Origin of the sequence: Streptacidiphilus neutrinimicus (assembly GCF_000787815.1) — a bacterium.
GTDB lineage: Bacteria > Actinomycetota > Actinomycetes > Streptomycetales > Streptomycetaceae > Streptacidiphilus > Streptacidiphilus neutrinimicus.
On the sequence record NZ_BBPO01000119.1, the window covers coordinates 1 to 14795 of the forward strand.

At 73.5% G+C, this 14795-nt stretch carries 10 protein-coding genes; 3 read left to right on the plus strand and 7 right to left on the minus strand.

Going from position 1 to position 14795, the window contains the following annotated elements:
• Together ftsL and rsmH are read right to left on the minus strand one after the other, a co-directional pair.
• On the minus strand, positions 1–321 hold a 321-nt coding region (gene ftsL / locus TR48_RS36195; RefSeq protein WP_042374842.1), incomplete at its 3' end, for a cell division protein FtsL.
• A 56-nt stretch (positions 322–377) separates the two neighbouring features.
• The gene (rsmH, locus tag TR48_RS36200; protein WP_042374843.1) at positions 378–1349 is read right to left on the minus strand and encodes a 16S rRNA (cytosine(1402)-N(4))-methyltransferase RsmH; all 972 of its coding nucleotides are present in this window, start codon (positions 1347–1349) and stop codon (positions 378–380) included.
• 740 nt (positions 1350–2089) lie between these two features.
• Between rsmH and TR48_RS36205 the strand changes: the two genes are divergently transcribed.
• The 3 genes from TR48_RS36205 to TR48_RS36215 are packed head-to-tail and all read left to right on the plus strand — an operon-like array spanning position 2090 to position 6860.
• Complete coding sequence (locus TR48_RS36205; RefSeq protein ID WP_042374849.1) at positions 2090–3022, plus strand: AAA family ATPase; 933 nt, start codon at positions 2090–2092, stop codon at positions 3020–3022.
• Between the two features lie 3 nt (positions 3023–3025).
• A complete protein-coding gene (locus tag TR48_RS36210) occupies positions 3026–4489 on the plus strand; it encodes a DUF58 domain-containing protein (RefSeq protein ID WP_042374844.1) in 1464 nt (487 codons plus the stop codon).
• Position 4490: 1 nt separating this feature from the next.
• Positions 4491–6860 carry a transglutaminase TgpA family protein gene (locus TR48_RS36215; protein WP_042374845.1) on the plus strand — a complete coding sequence of 790 codons (2370 nt, stop codon included), beginning with the start codon at positions 4491–4493 and terminating at the stop codon, positions 6858–6860.
• A 27-nt stretch (positions 6861–6887) separates the two neighbouring features.
• Here the strand turns inward: TR48_RS36215 and TR48_RS36220 are convergent, their stop codons facing one another.
• The 5 genes from TR48_RS36220 to TR48_RS36240 all read right to left on the minus strand — a co-directional run.
• Entirely contained in the window at positions 6888–8564 is a 1677-nt protein-coding gene (locus tag TR48_RS36220; RefSeq protein WP_042374846.1) for an RICIN domain-containing protein, read from the minus strand.
• Between the two features lie 202 nt (positions 8565–8766).
• Positions 8767–9162: an SCO2097 family morphological protein gene (locus tag TR48_RS36225; RefSeq protein ID WP_042374847.1), complete on the minus strand. Its 396-nt coding sequence runs from the start codon at positions 9160–9162 to the stop codon at positions 8767–8769.
• Between the two features lie 162 nt (positions 9163–9324).
• Positions 9325–10587, minus strand: coding sequence for a DNA polymerase IV (dinB, locus tag TR48_RS36230; protein WP_063771134.1), 1263 nt, complete (start codon positions 10585–10587; stop codon positions 9325–9327).
• A gap of 216 nt (positions 10588–10803) precedes the next feature.
• Positions 10804–11541 carry a methyltransferase domain-containing protein gene (locus TR48_RS36235; RefSeq protein WP_042374848.1) on the minus strand — a complete coding sequence of 246 codons (738 nt, stop codon included), beginning with the start codon at positions 11539–11541 and terminating at the stop codon, positions 10804–10806.
• Positions 11542–11611: 70 nt separating this feature from the next.
• Positions 11612–14795: DNA polymerase III subunit alpha (locus tag TR48_RS36240; protein WP_042374851.1), on the minus strand; the 3184-nt coding region annotated here is incomplete at its 5' end.

Below are 14795 nucleotides of genomic sequence, written 5' to 3' on the forward strand. Positions count from 1 at the left end.
GCCGAGGATCCTGCCGTTGTCGGTGACGAAGGCCGGGTTGCCCGCCGGGACCATGCCGAGCTGGCGGGCCCGCGCGGCCAGCGCGTCCGGCGCGGACCAGCCGTCGATCTGCTGCTGCAGCCCCTGCTGCTCGTTCGTCAGGTCCGTCGTCTGCCGCTGCAGCTTCTGCTCGGTGAAGGAGCCCTGACTCAGCGCCGTGTTCAGCATCAGCAGCGCGACCATGCCGCCCGCCAGCAGCACCATCACCAGCGCCGCGAACGGCCCACGGCCGGCCCGACGGCCCGCGACCGGGCCCGGACGGGCACCGCCCGAACGGTTCACGCCCCTCCCGACAGCCACCTCGCGCTCCCCTCGATGCTCTGTCTTCCGATCCCGCCTCAGCGGGCGGCCCGCTCGCGGATCCGCTCCGCCGCCCGCATCCGGACCGGCTTGGCACGGCGGTTCTCCGCGACCTCCTCCTCCGTCGGCAGCTCCGCGCCCCGGGTCAGCAGCTTGAACCGCGGCTGGTGCTCCTCCGGCACGACCGGCAGGCCGGGCGGCGCGGTGGAGGCCGCTCCCTGCGCCAGGTAGCCCTTGACGAGCTTGTCCTCCAGCGAGTGGTAGGAGAGCACGACGATGCGGCCGCCGACCGCGAGGGCGTCGAGCGCCGCGGGGATGGCACGTTCGAGCACCGACAGCTCCCCGTTGACCTCGATCCGCAGGGCCTGGAACGTGCGCTTGGCGGGGTTGCCGCCGGTCCTGCGCGTCGCCGCGGGGATCGCGTTGCGCACCAACTCCACAAGACGCGCGCTGTTGGTGAACGGTTCCTTCTCCCGCTCCCGCAGGATGACCGAGGCGATCTTCCCGGCGAACCGCTCCTCGCCGTACACCTTGAGGATGCGGGCGAGCTCGCCGTGCGAGTAGGTGTTCAGCACCTCCGCCGCGCTGATGCCGACGGTCTGGTCCATCCGCATGTCCAGCGGCGCGTCCTGGGCGTAGGCGAAGCCGCGGTCGGCCTCGTCCAGCTGCATGCTGGAGACGCCGAGGTCGAACAGGATGCCCTGGATCGCGGGGATGCCGAGGCGCTCCAGCACCTCGGGCAGCTCGTCGTAGACCGCGTGGACCAGCGTCGCGCGGTCCCCGAAGGGCGCGAGCCGCTCGCCGGCCAGCCGCAGGGCGGCCGGGTCGCGGTCGATCGCGACGAGCCGGGCCTCGGGGAAGGCGCGCAGCAGCGCCTCGCTGTGGCCGCCGAGGCCGAGCGTGGTGTCGACGACGACGGAACCTGGCGCGGCCAGCGCCGGGGCCAGCACCTCGAGGGTGCGCCGGAGCAGTACCGGGACGTGCTTCGCGTTGTCCGCGGCGGAGCTCATCGGGGGCCTCTCTAACCTGTGGCCCGCACCGACTGGTCCCCGCCCGCTCGCCCGGGGGCCTCGGCCCTCTGGCGCCGGGGAAGGGGCGTCAGCGGGCGGCCTCACGGGGGCCGAGCGGGTGGAGGCCGGAAGGTACGGGCCCTCGATCGCGCTGTCTGCGCTCTTGGATCTGTGGTGCTGGATCGGTGGTGCTTGCGTCTGCGGAGTGTGGGGAACAGGGTGGAACGGGGACGGAGCGTCGCATCTGACACTCCCCCGACGTCGCGTCACTCTACTCCACGGCACCCCCCGGTCAATCGAACGCCACGGCCCGGGCCACGTCCGGGTGAACAGGGAAACCGCTGGTCAACGATGACGCCGCCGGGGGCGTGTGCGGGCGCCGGGCGCGCCCCTCCCCTCGGGCGGGCTGCGGCCGAACGCCGGAACCGGCTCGTGCGCACCGCGCCTCTCATGATCTTTACGGCAAATCGGCCCTAGTCAGCCAGTCGAGTGACGCAAACGCGGCGCACAGGGAACAATGCCTTTCGAGCGGGCCCGCCGACGGGACTTGGCAGGCCCGAACAACGGGGATCCCGCGGCCGCAGGCCGCCGGGTGGACGGACGGGCCGAGGAGCTGCCGGGTGACGACCTACGACAACCGCTTCGACGATCTCAGCAGAGTCGACCGGCACGCGCCGGACGGGCAGAACCCGTCGCGGCCCGTCGCTCCGGGCGAGGGCCTCGCCGAGCTCGACGCGGTCGTGGGGCGCGTCCGCGCCTCCGTGGAGAGCGTGCTGGAGGGCAAGCCCGAGGCGGTCCGGCTGGCCCTGACGGTGCTGCTGGCCGAGGGTCACCTGCTCATCGAGGACGTGCCCGGCGTCGGCAAGACCATGCTGGCCAAAGCGCTGGCCCGGTCCATCGACTGCACCGTGCGGCGCATCCAGTTCACCCCGGACCTGCTCCCCTCCGACATCACCGGCTCGGGCGTCTTCGACCAGAACCGGCGCGAGTTCGAGTTCAAGCCGGGCGCGATCTTCGCGCAGATCGTCGTCGGCGACGAGATCAACCGCGCCTCGCCGAAGACCCAGTCCGCCCTGCTGGAGTCGATGGAGGAGCGCCAGGTCACCGTCGACGGCGTCAGCTACCAGCTCCCCGCGCCGTTCATGGTCGTGGCGACGCAGAACCCGATCGAGATGGAGGGCACCTATCCCCTCCCCGAGGCGCAGCGCGACCGCTTCATGGCGCGGATCTCCATCGGCTATCCGAGCCCCGAGGCCGAGCTGCAGATGCTCGACGTGCACGGCGGCGCCGACCCGCTCGCGCAGCTGCAGCCCGTCGCGCACACCGACGACGTGCTGAAGCTGATCGAGGTGGTCCGCAAGGTCCACGTCGTCGACGACCTGCGCCGCTACGCCGTCGCCCTGGTCTCCGCCACCCGCAACAGCTCCGAGCTGCGGCTCGGCGCCTCGCCCCGGGCCACGCTGCACCTGCTGCGCGCCGCCCGCGCGGCCGCCGCGCTGGACGGGCGCGAGTACGTCATCCCGGACGACCTGCAGCGGCTCGCCGTGCCGGTGCTCGCGCACCGCGTGCTGCCCACCGCCGAGACCCAGCTGGGCCGGCGCACGGCCGAGGACGTCGTGCGGGACCTGGTCCGCAGCGTGCCGATCCCCCAGCTCGCCGCGAGGGGGCGCTGAGCCGTGCCGTCAAGGCCCGCACAGCCGCACGAGAGACGCGAACCCGGCACCGTACGGCTGGCCCTGCACGGACTGACCACCCGCGGCCGCTGCTTCCTCGCGGCCGGGCTGACCGCGGTGCTCTGCGCATACCTGCTCGGTCAGTTCGCCCTGCTCCAGGTGGGGCTGCTGCTGACGGCGCTGCCGGTGGGCAGTGTCGCCATGCTGGTGCGCACCCGCTACCGGGTGGCCAGCGGGCGGTCGCTGACGCCCGCACGCACCCCGGCCGGGCAGGAGGCGCGGGTCAGCCTGCGCGTCGACAACGTCTCCCGGGTGCGCACCGGGCTGCTGATGCTGGAGGACCGGGTGCCCTACGTGCTCGGGCCCCGGCCGCGCTTCGTGCTGGACCGGATCGAGCCGCGCGGCTTCCGTGAGGTCTCCTACCGGGTCCGCTCCGACCTGCGCGGACGGTACCCGCTGGGCCCGCTCCAGCTGCGCCTCGGCGACCCTTTCGGCCTGTGCGAGCTGACCCGCTCGTTCACCGCCGCAGACCTGCTCACCGTCGTGCCACAGGTGCAGACGCTGCCGCCGGTCAAGGTGATGGGTGAGTGGTCGGGCTTCGGCGACAGCCACGCCCGCGCCGTCGCGCTGGCCGGCGAGGACGACGTGGTGCCGCGCGAGTACCGGCACGGCGACGACCTGCGCCGGGTGCACTGGCGCTCCACCGCCAAGTACGGCGAGCTGATGGTGCGCCGTGAGGAGCAGCCGCTGCGCCACCACGCGACGGTGCTGCTGGACACGCGCGACCGCGGTCACCGCGGCTCGGGCCCGGCCTCCTCCTTCGAGTGGGCGGTCAGCGCCGCGGCCTCGGTCGCGCTGCACCTGCTGGACCGCGGCTACGAGGTGCGGCTGCTCACCGACACCGGGGAGCAGAGCACGGCCTCCGGCTCCCCCGCCTCGGCCGGGGCCGGCTATCTCGGCGGCGGGGCGACCGAGGCGGCCGGACTGATGCTGGACCAGCTCGCGATGGTCGAGCTGTCCGACGGCACCGGTCTGTCCCGGGCCGAGGACGTGCTGCGTGTCGGCGGCGAGGGCCTGCTCGTCGCGATCCTGGGTGAGCTCGACGACGAGCAGCTGGCGGAGCTCTCCCGGCTGCGCCGCCGCACCGGCTCCGCGGTCGCGCTACTGCTCGACACCGACAGCTGGACCCTGCTGCGCGGCCTCGGCGGCTCGAACGGCGCCGAGGCCCCGGGCGGCGGCGACAGCGAGGCCGCCGACGGCCTGGCGGCCACCGTGGACGAGGCCGCCGGCCGCGAGCGGCACGAGCGCCTGCTGCGACAGGCCGGCTGGCGCGTCCTGGCCGCCCGCAGCGGCGACGCACTGCCGGAGCTGTGGCGGCTGCTGGCCCACAGCGGCACGGCGTCGGGGCGGCCGGCGACGGCGCCCGCCGCCACGGCGCCGACGGCAACGACGGACGGGGGGTCGTGAGATGAACGGGCGCACCCGGATCGCGGTCTCCGCCGTGACCGCCACCGTGCTCACCGCGCTGTGCCTGTGGCCCCTGGTCCAGCCGAGCAGCTGGATCGTGGGGGCCGCCTTCGTGCTGGCGCTCATGACCGCCGCCGGGGCGGGCGCGCGGCGGCTCGCACTGCCGCGCCCGCTGACGGTGCTGCTGCAGCTCCTCGTCGGCTTCCTGCTGGTCACCTTCTTCTTCGCGGGCGACCAGGCGTGGGCGCGGTTCATCCCCGGACCGCAGGCCGTGCGGCAGCTGGGCACGGAACTGAGCTCGGGCGTGGACGACATGTCCCACTTCTCCTCGCCCGCGCCCGCGACGGTCGGTCTGCGGCTGCTGCTCACCCTCACCGTGGTCGGCATCGGGCTGCTGGTCGACGTCATCGCGGTGACCTACCAGCGGGTCGCGCTCGCCGGGCTGCCGCTGCTCGCCCTGTACGCGGTGGGCACCGGCATCCACCCGAGCGGCCCGGTCTGGCTGTTCTTCCTGCTCGCCGCGTTCGGCTACCTGACGCTGCTGACTGCCGAGGGCCGTGACCGCGTCGCCCGCTGGGGGCGCGTCTTCCACGGCAACCCCGGCTCCTACGACGGCACCAATCCGCTCACCTCCTCCGCGCTGCGGATCGCCACCCTGGCCGCGATCGGCGGGCTGCTGCTCCCGGTCTTCCTGCCCGCCGTCGGCACCGGCGTCGTCTCCGGGCTCGGCCACGGCGTCGGCCCCGGCGACGGCGGCGGCGTGATCACCGCCGTCAACCCGCTGGCCTCGCTGGCGCAGAGCCTGCAGCAGACCACCCCGGAGCCGGTGCTCAGCTACACCACCAACGCCCCCGACCCGGGCGACCAGTACCTGCGCATCACCGACCTGGACCAGTTCAACGGCGTCTCCTGGACCACCAGCACCCACCGGGCCGTGGCACTGCCGAAGGCCCTCGGCGCCCCGGGCGAGCTGAGGTCGGGCGTGCCGTCGGCGGCCGTGACCACCCGGATCGTCACCCAGAACGGCTACGAGCAGCAGTGGCTGCCGATGCCCTACCCGGCCGTCAACCTGGCCGTGCAGGGCGACTGGCGCTGGGAGCCCGAGGGCCGCACCGTGATCGGCGCCGACGGCCAGACCGCCTCCGGTCTCGTCTACCAGGTCAACAGCCTGGCGCTGACGCCGTCGCCGGACGCCCTGCGTCAGGCCCCGTCGGCGCCGGCGGACATCCGCCGCGTCTACACGGCGCTCCCCCGCAACCTTCCGGCCGTGGTCGCCTCGACCGCGAGGTCGGTCACGGCCTCCGCCACCGACGACTTCGACCGGGCCGTGCTGCTGCAGGACTGGTTCTCGATCAGGGGCGGCTTCAGCTACAACACCGACGTCCCGGTGAGCGACAGCCCCGACGCGCTGGCCCAGTTCCTCGCCCGCAAGCAGGGCTTCTGCGTCCACTTCGCCTCGGCGATGGCGGCCATGGCCCGCTCGCTCGGCATCCCGGCCCGGGTCGTGGTCGGCTTCACCCCGGGCACCCAGGGCACCGACGGCTCCTGGCTGGTGACCACCCACGACGCGCACGCCTGGCCGGAGCTGTACTTCTCCGGCGTGGGCTGGCTCCGCTTCGAGCCGACGCCGCGTCAGGGCATCGTCACGCCCGGCTACAGCACGCAGGTCACCACTCCCAGCAACGCCCCCGCACCGACGGCCGGCGCCACCTCGGGTGCGCAGCCGACGGGTGGCGCACGCAACCAGCGCGGCTGCTCCCTGGCCGCCCGGCACCTGGGCGACTGCGGCCCGGAGGCCGCGCTCGGCGCAACGCCGCCGCCCTCGGTGCTCTCGCCGTCCTCGCCGCTGCTGCTGGCAGCGTGGTCGCTGGCGGCGGTGCTGGTCGCGATGCTGCTGGCGCCGATGGTCTGGCGCGGCCGCACCCGACGGGCCCGGCTGCGCCGCGGACCGTCCGGGCTGACCGACCAGCAGGTTCTGGCGGCGTGGCGGGAGATGGTCGACACCGCCTGGGACCACGGCATCCCGCCGAACGAGGCGGACACGCCGCGCCGGACCGCGGCCCGGATCAGCGAGCTCGGCGGGCTGGGCCCCGGCCCGAGCGCGGCGGCGGGCCGTCTCGCGCTGGCCACCGAGCAGGTCCTGTACGCCCCGGCCGTCTCCGCCCCGATTTCGCTGCGGCAGGACGTGCGGGAGGTCCGCGAGGGGCTGTCCGCCGCCTCGGACCGCCGCACCCGGGTGCGCGCGGTGGTGCTGCCGCCCTCCTCGTCCAGCCTGCTGCGCGCCCTGCCGCGCCGCGTCCGGGCGGCCGTCTCGGGCTGGACGCGCGACAGGGCCGCAGCGCTGCGGCGCAGGCTGCGGCCCCGGTCCTGAAGGGGTGTTGTCGCGTGAGCTGTCGCGTTATCCGTGCAGGTAGACGATGCCCAGCTTGGTCAGCTGCCACTGCTGGGCGTCGCTGCCGGTGTCGGACTGCAGGGTGGTGACGGGGTTGCCGGAGGAGTCGGTCGCGGCGCTGGTGCCGAGGGTGATCACCATGTTGGTGGCCGCCGAGTCCGCGATCTTGTAGTAGCCGTTGCCGGCCGGCTCCATCACCCAGCGCTGGTTGGCGCCGCCGTTGCAGCCCCACTGCTGCAGGTGCGTTCCCGCTGCGGTGGAGGCGCCGTTGGCGTCCAGGCACATGTTCCGGTTGCCGCTGAAGTCGAGCTCGTAGCTGCCACCGGACTTGATCTCGAAGACGAAGGACTGGTTCAGCCCGCCGTCGACGCCGTAGGTGATCGCCGGGCGGCCGTTGGTGCTGTCGCCGTAGCTCCCGCCGCCGGAGAAGTCGAGCACCTGGCCGCTGGCCTTGTTGGTCAGCTGGTACCAGGCGCCGTCCTCGGGCACGTCACCGAAGGAGGCCACCCCTGGGGTGAGCGGCATGATCGTGGTGCCGTCCTGCTGGTCCAGGGTGCAGTAGGCCTCCTGCTGGTTCGGCTCGTCGTAGAAGTCCCCGAGGCAGGCGCCCTCCGCCTTGTAGCCGGCGACGCGCGGGTGGTACGACTGCCGGACCTCGTCCGTGCAGAGCCCGAGCACACCGATCGACTGGTCGCAGCCGTTGCGGGTCAGCTCGCTGACGTCGATCACGTCGCCGTTGATGTACTCGTACGGCGAGCTGGTCAGCTCCGCGCAGACCTCGTGCCCGTAGGAGACGCGGCGCTGGTCCAGGAAGCGCACGCCCGGCACGGCCTCGGCCGCCGCCCGCTCGGTGTTGTCGAGGGTCGGCACCACCCAGTTGTGCGCCCAGGCGGCGTCCTCCGGGAAGCCGGGGCAGCCCTGGGCCACCTTGTCCGCGTAGAGGTTGCTGCGGATGTCGGGGGTGATCGGGGTGAAGTACGAGTTCAGCACCAGCTGGTAGTCCGAGTCGGCGTAGCCGGCGTTCCGCATGGTCTCGCGGATGTCGGTGAGCGCCGCCTCGATCTTCGGCAGCACCGCCTTGGCGCGGGCGGTGACCGCCGCGCTGCCGATGGTGTCCCGGCAGCCCTGGGACTGCGGGATGGGGAAGTAGGCGGTCAGGCAGCTGACGACGATCCCGGTGAAGTCGAAGTCGTCGTTGGCGCCGATGGTCACCACGACCATCTTGACGTCGTAGTTGGCCGCGGTCTGGCCCAGCTGGACGTCCTGCTTGGCCTCGCCGTAGTCGCCGCTGCCGCCACCGGTGATCCTGGCGAGGTTCGGGTCGGACGTCAGGTCACCGGTCTGCGCACCGGAACAGGCGAGGTCGATCGGGGTGACACCGCTGACCCCGGTGTCGAAGATGACCGACTCGCTGTGCCGGTGACAGAAGTTCTTGGGTCCGTCGGTGCCGGCCATGTAGGCGTCGCCCGTGTCGGTGCCCGCGCCTTCGCCGGAGATGGCGCTGTCGCCGAGGGAGACGATCGCGGCCGGCCGGCTGTCGAGCGGACTCGCCCCTGAGGCGGTGGTCGCGGTCTGGGCGGTGGCCGCGGCCGCCGGCTGGACGGCGGTGGTGCCGAGGGCGCCCACGAGGGCGGAGACGGCGAGGGCGGCGAAGGCCGCCCTGGCCCGTGCTGATCTGGTCACACAATGCTCCTGAGGGTGGACGGGGAGTGCCCGGATCGCCCATCAGGGTAGGTACTGACCGGTAAGTAAACAAGAGCCTTGCTCATGTTTTCTGGCGGGGGCACACCGCGTCCACGACGCGGCGCGAACACCATGCGCGCACACAGAGGGAGCGGGCCCCGGAGAATCCGGGACCCGCTCCCATCAGAGTTCAAACGTTTCTCTAGAAACCGCCGCGCTGCTGCTCCTGCCGGTGCTGCCAGCGCTGCTCCATCCGGTCCACCAGGCTGCCGCCGCGCTTGCGCCGCCGGACCGGAGCGCCCGTGCGCGGATCGACCACGGCCAGTCGCGGAATCCGGCGCCAGGCCGTGATCCCGAAGACGGCACCTGCCAGCATCAGCACGAAGCCACCGACGCTCACCCACTGCTGATGCAGGAAGAGGCCACCCATCAACAGGCCCACACCCACCACGAAGCCCGCCGCGGACGCGTAGACGGCTCGCCGTGTGCGCGTGCGCAGGCCACTGCCCTCGAGAGCCGAAGCGAACTTCGGATCCTCGGCGTACAGCGCTCGCTCCATCTGCTCAAGCAGACGCTGCTCGTGGTCCGAGAGCGGCACGTCGTCCTCCTCCTCTGGCCGCCTGAGGGCGGGAGCCGCCCTCGGGGCGCCCAACCCCGCCGCACTGCCTGTCGTGCTACTGGATCTTTCAATGGCCAGTGATGCGTGTATGCCCCGGGCGCCCGGCCGTCATGCTTGTTGCCTTTACCCGAATCATACGGTTCACCCGGGGTTTTTGGACTGCCGAGAAGCATGTGCGGTAGCTCTCCCCGGACGGTCCGGCGCCCGTCGTTCCGACCGGTCAACGACCCCCGGGCCGGAGAAGTTTCCCGGCTCCGCGGATTTGCCGATCAAGCTCGCCGGACGGACCGCCGCGGGCCCGAACTTCGCCTGCACCCGGTCCACCGTCCGCTCCAGCTCCGACCACCCCACCTCGCGCTCGCCCAGGGCGAGCTGGGTCGGCCGCGCGCCCCCGGCAAGGCCCTCGACCCGCAGCCCCACCAGCCGGATCCGTGCCCGCGTCGGCACGAGCCCCGCGAACAGCGGGAGCGCGGCCGTGAAGATGTCGTGGGCCAGGTCCACCGGTTCCGGCAGCTTGCGCGAACGGGTGACGGTCCGCAGATCCGCGAAGCGGACCTTGACGGTGACCGTCCGCCCGGCGAGGCCCGCAGCGCGCAGCCGCGCCGCGTTCTGCTGGGCGAGGCCCAGCAGCGTGGTCCGGATCGCCTCGTGCTCCGCGGAGACGTCCGCAGGAAAGGTCCGCTCGCCGCCGACGCTCTTCTCGACATTCTGCGGCACCACCGGCCTGGCGTCCTCGCCGCGCGCGTAGTGCGCCAGCATGTCGCCCGCGGCGGCGCCGACGATCCGCCGCAGCGTGTCGCGCGGGGTGTCGGCGAGGTCGCCGACGGTGAGCAGCCCGAAGCGGGTGAGCGCCTCGGTCGTCTTCGGCCCGACCCCCGGGATCCGGCTCGCCGGCAGCGGCCGCAGGAACGCCTCCACCTCGGCCGGCGTCACGACCAGCAGCCCGTCCGGCTTCGCCGCGACGGACGCGAGCTTGGCGACCAGCTTGGTCGGCCCGACGCCGACGGACAACGCGAGGTCCTGCTCCTCCCGCACCCGTCCCCGCAGCAGCTCCGCGAGCGCGCGGGGCCTCAGGCCCACCCCCGCGAGGTCCAGGTACGCCTCGTCCATCGACACCGGCTCGACCCGCCGCGCGAAGGAGTGCAGCACGGCCATCACGTTGGCCGAGACGACGGCGTACTCGTCCATGTCCGGCGGGAGCATCACCAGTTCGGGACAGAGCCGCCGGGCCCGCACCGTGGGCATGCCGCCGCTGACGCCGTGGGCACGGGCCTCGTAGCTCGCCGACATCACGACCCCTCGCGGCCCGGCTCCCCCGACGGCGACCGGCCTGCCCTTCAACTCGGGCCGGCGGCGCTGCTCGACCGCGGCGTAGAACGCATCCAGATCCGCGTGCACGATCACGACCGGTCGCCCCCGCAGGTCGTTGCACCCTCCAGGGGCGCGAGGCCGTGCCGACATGCGGCTTCGCCGCGGGGCGCGACAAGCCACCCACCCACGCGGCAGGCCGAACGTGCCGGGCCATCCTCCCCCAGCCTTCGGCCGGGGGTGCCCCCATGCCGGTGGTTGCTCGCGCCCTGCGGCGGAGCCGCTGATCGGGAGAGACCCGCGCCCCTGGAATCAGCTGAGCTCGGCGAGAACGTGGAGCTGGGTCGCCACCGCGTGGAAGGACGGGTCCGCCGAGGCGGCCTGTTCCAGGGCGAGGAGGGACTCCAGCGCGCCCGGCTCGGTGTCCACGAGGACGCCGGGGACGAGGTCGGCGAAGATGCGGACGCCGTGCACGGAGAGCACGCGCAGGCCCGCGCCGGCGGCCAGGTCCTGGAGCTCCGCTCCGGTGAAACGGCGCGGCGCGTCAGCCTTCTGGATGCCGGAGAGGGCCGCGCGGGCCTCCGCGAAGTGGCCGGAGAGCGCGCGGGCCAGGACCGCGCCGTTGCGGTTGGCGGCAAGGAGGCTGACCAGGCCGCCCGGCCGCAGCACGGCCGTGAGCTCGCGCAGCGACTCGGCGGGGTCGTCGACGAACTCCAGGACGCCGTGGCAGAGCACCGCGTCCATGCTGCCCGCGTCGACCTGCTGCGCGAGGGTGTCGGTGTCGCCCTGTATGGCGCGCACCTGGCCGGTGACACCGGCCTCCGCCGCGCGCCGCTCCAAGGCGAACAGCGCGTCGGGGCTGGGGTCCACGACGGTGACCCGGTGGCCGAGGCTCGCGACGGGGACGGCGAAGTTGCCGGTGCCGCCGCCCGTGTCGAGGACGTCGAGGACGGGGCGCCCGAGGGCGTCCGCCTGCCGGTCCAGCGCCGTGCGCAGGACCTCCCACACCACGGCGGTCCGCAACGCGCTACGGGGACGGGTCGGGTGCACGGAGCAGCTCCTCGGGTCGAATGGCCTGGCCGACAGGCCCACCCTATTGCCTCGCGCCCCTGCTCGGGCCTCATCCCGGGCTCCCCGGACTGGTGTGCCACAGCTTGCGCGGGGCCTCCGCCGCCGGGACGCCGGGCGGCTTGAGGTCGGCGTAGGGGGACATCCGGAACCCGCTGGGGTGCACCATGACGCGCCGCGCCGGGGCCTCCTCCGGCTCGGGCACGACGGCGAGCACGGCCCGCACCGCGTCGACGCCCTCCGTGCGCCACAGCTCGTGCAACGCCGTCAGTTCCCATGCGGCCGTCGCCGTCAGCGAGACGCCGCGCGGACCGGTGCGGCGGACGACCCCGCGGACCAGCAGCAGCCAGGAGTGGAAGACGGTGGAGGCGTAGTGCGCCTGCGCGTCCTCGAACATGGCGAAGTCCAGCGGCCCGGTCGCGTCGTCCAGGGTCGCGAAGACGACGCGGACGCCGGTGCGCACCGGCGGGGTCTGCGTGGCGACCTTGACCCCGGCGATCAGGATCTCGCTGCGGTTGCGCTGCCGCAGCAGCTCGTTCGAGCGCACGACGCCGAGCTCGCCGAGGAACGGCAGGTAGGGGCTGAGCAGATGGGCGCTGTGGTCCAGGCCCAGCGCCTCGATCTCGCCGCGGATCAGATCGCCCATCGTGGGAATTGGCAGAGTCGTGGGCGTGGGCAGGGACGTCGGGCCGGTCTCCCGCTCCTCCCCGGAGGCGTCCGCCAGCTCCAGCTGGGACGGCAGGGGCCGGCGCGGGCCCTTGGGCTTGGGATCGGTGGCGGCGTGCAGCAGCAGGTCCCGCCGCGTGAGCCGCGGATGCAGCGCGTCCAGCGCGCCCGCCAGCACCAGGTTCTCCAGCGTCGGCTGGTCCGGCTCCGCGCGGCGGCGGAAGTCGGGCAGGCTCGTGTACGGCGCGCCCTCGCGCTCGCGCACGATGCGGGCGATCTCCGCGTCGCTGATGCCCTTGACGTCCGCGAGCCCGATCCGCAGCGCGCCCTGCCCGTCGGCGGTCCGCTCCAGGGTGTAGTCGGCGACGGAGTCGTTGACGCTGGGCGGCAGCACCGGAACGCCGAACTGGCGGGCGTCGTCGAGGATCAGGCGCTTCGGATACATGCCCGGGTCGTGGGTGAGCAGCCCGGCGTAGAAGGCGGCGGGGTGATGGGTCTTCAGCCACGCCGACTGGTAGGTGGGCAGCGCGAAGGCGCCCGCGTGGGCCTTGCAGAAGCCGAAGGAGGCGAACGCCTTGAGGATCTCCCAGACCCGCTCGACCGCCGGGCGCGGATAGCCGCGCCTGTCGGCCTGGACGCAGAACCAGTCACCGATCTCCTGCTGGCCCTTGATGCTGCCGAGGACGCGCCGCGCCTGGTCGGCGCGGTCGAAGCCGCAGCCGGTCATCTTCGCGATGATCCGGATGACCTGCTCGTGGAAGACCACGACGCCCTCGGTCTCGGCGAGGATCTCCCGCAGGTCGTCGTGGACGAAGACCGGATCGGCCCAGCCGTGGCGGGCGTTGAGGAAGGGGGTGACCATGTCGCTCTTGACCGGGCCGGGCCGGAACAGCGAGATGTCGATGATCAGGTCGGCGAAGGTCCGCGGCGCGAACTTGCCGATCAGCTCCCGCTGGCCGGGCGACTCGATCTGGAAGCAGCCCAGCGTCCGGGTGGAGCGGATCAGTTCGAAGGTCTCCTCGTCGTCCAGCGGCACGGCGTCGAGGTCGACGCGCTCGCCGCTCACCCGCTCGGTCTCGGCGAGCGCGTGCGCCATCGCGGACTGCATCCGCACGCCTAGCACGTCCAGCTTGAGCAGGCCGATGGCCTCCACGTCGTCCTTGTCGAACTGGCTCATCGGGTAACCCTGGGCGCTCGTCTCGACCGGGGTGCGGTCGCGCAGGCGGCGGTCGGAGAGCAGCACGCCGCTGGGGTGCAGGGCGATGTGGCGGGGCAGGCCGTCCAGCTTCTCGACGATGTCGAACAGGGCGGTGAAGACGCCCTCCTCCAGCCGGGAGTGCCGCAGTTCGGGCAGGTCGCGCAGCGCGGCGCGCGCGTCGCGGGCGCGGATGTGCGGGAATGCCTTGGCCACGGCGTCGATCTCGGCAGGCGGCAGACCGAGCGCCGCGCCCGCGTCGCGGACGGCGTGGCGGACCCGGTAGGTCTCCAGCATCGCCACGCACAGCGTCCGCTCGGAGCCGAAGCGGTCCAGGATCAGGTCGTAGACCTCGGTGCGGCGGGCGGACTCCACGTCGACGTCGATGTCGGGCAGCGAGAGGCGCTTCTCGGACAGGAAACGCTCCATCAGCAGGCCGTGCTCCAGCGGCTCGACGCCGGAGATGCCGAGCAGGTGGTTGACCAGGCTGCCCGCGCCGGAGCCGCGCGCCGCGCAGCGGATGCCGGCGGCGCGGGTCAGCTCGACGACCTCGGCGACGGTGAGGAAGTAGGGCTCGTAGCCAAGCCGGTTGATCAGCGTCAGCTCCTCCTCCAGCCGCGCGGTGACCTTCTCGTCGGGGCGTCCGTAGCGCCGGTTGACGCCCGCCTCGCAGCGGGCCCGCAGCTCGCGGATCGCGCCGGCGCGGGTGGTGCCGAGAACGCTGGGCTCGGGCATGTGCATGGAGCCGAGGCCGATGTCGTGGCCGAGATCGTCGAGCAGGCAGCGCTCGGCGATTTTGCGGGTCTGCGCGAGCAGGTCGCGCGCCTCGGCGGCGGTGTCGCACAGGTCGTGGGCGAGCGCGGCCATCTCCGGGCCGGACTTCAGGTATCCCTCGGCGTTGACCCGGTCGCGGGAGCGCAGCTCCAGCGGGACCAGGCGGCGGGCGGCGTCCAGCACGTCCGCGACGGGCGCGTCCTCGGGCGCGAGGTAGCGCACGGCGTTGGTCAGCACGGCGGGCACGCCCGCCTCGCGCGCCAGGCGCAGCAGCCGCTGGGCGACACCGCGCGAGGCGGGGTGGCCGGGCGGGGCGAGGTGGTGGACCACCTCGACCACCACGGCCTCCCCGCACAGGGTGCGCCAGCGCAGCAGCTCCGCCCTGGCCTCGGCCGTCCGCCCGGCGGCGGCCGCGCGCCCGACGGCGGAGTCGGGCCCGAGCAGCACGTAGAGCCGGTCGGCGGCGGCCGCGACCTGCTGCGCGGCGAGGATCGGACGGGCGCGCCGCTCGACCTCCTCCCCGTGCGCCGCGCTGACCAGGCGGCACAGCGCGGCGTAGCCGGCCCGCCCGCCGCGGGCCAGCACGACCGCGCGCGGCGGC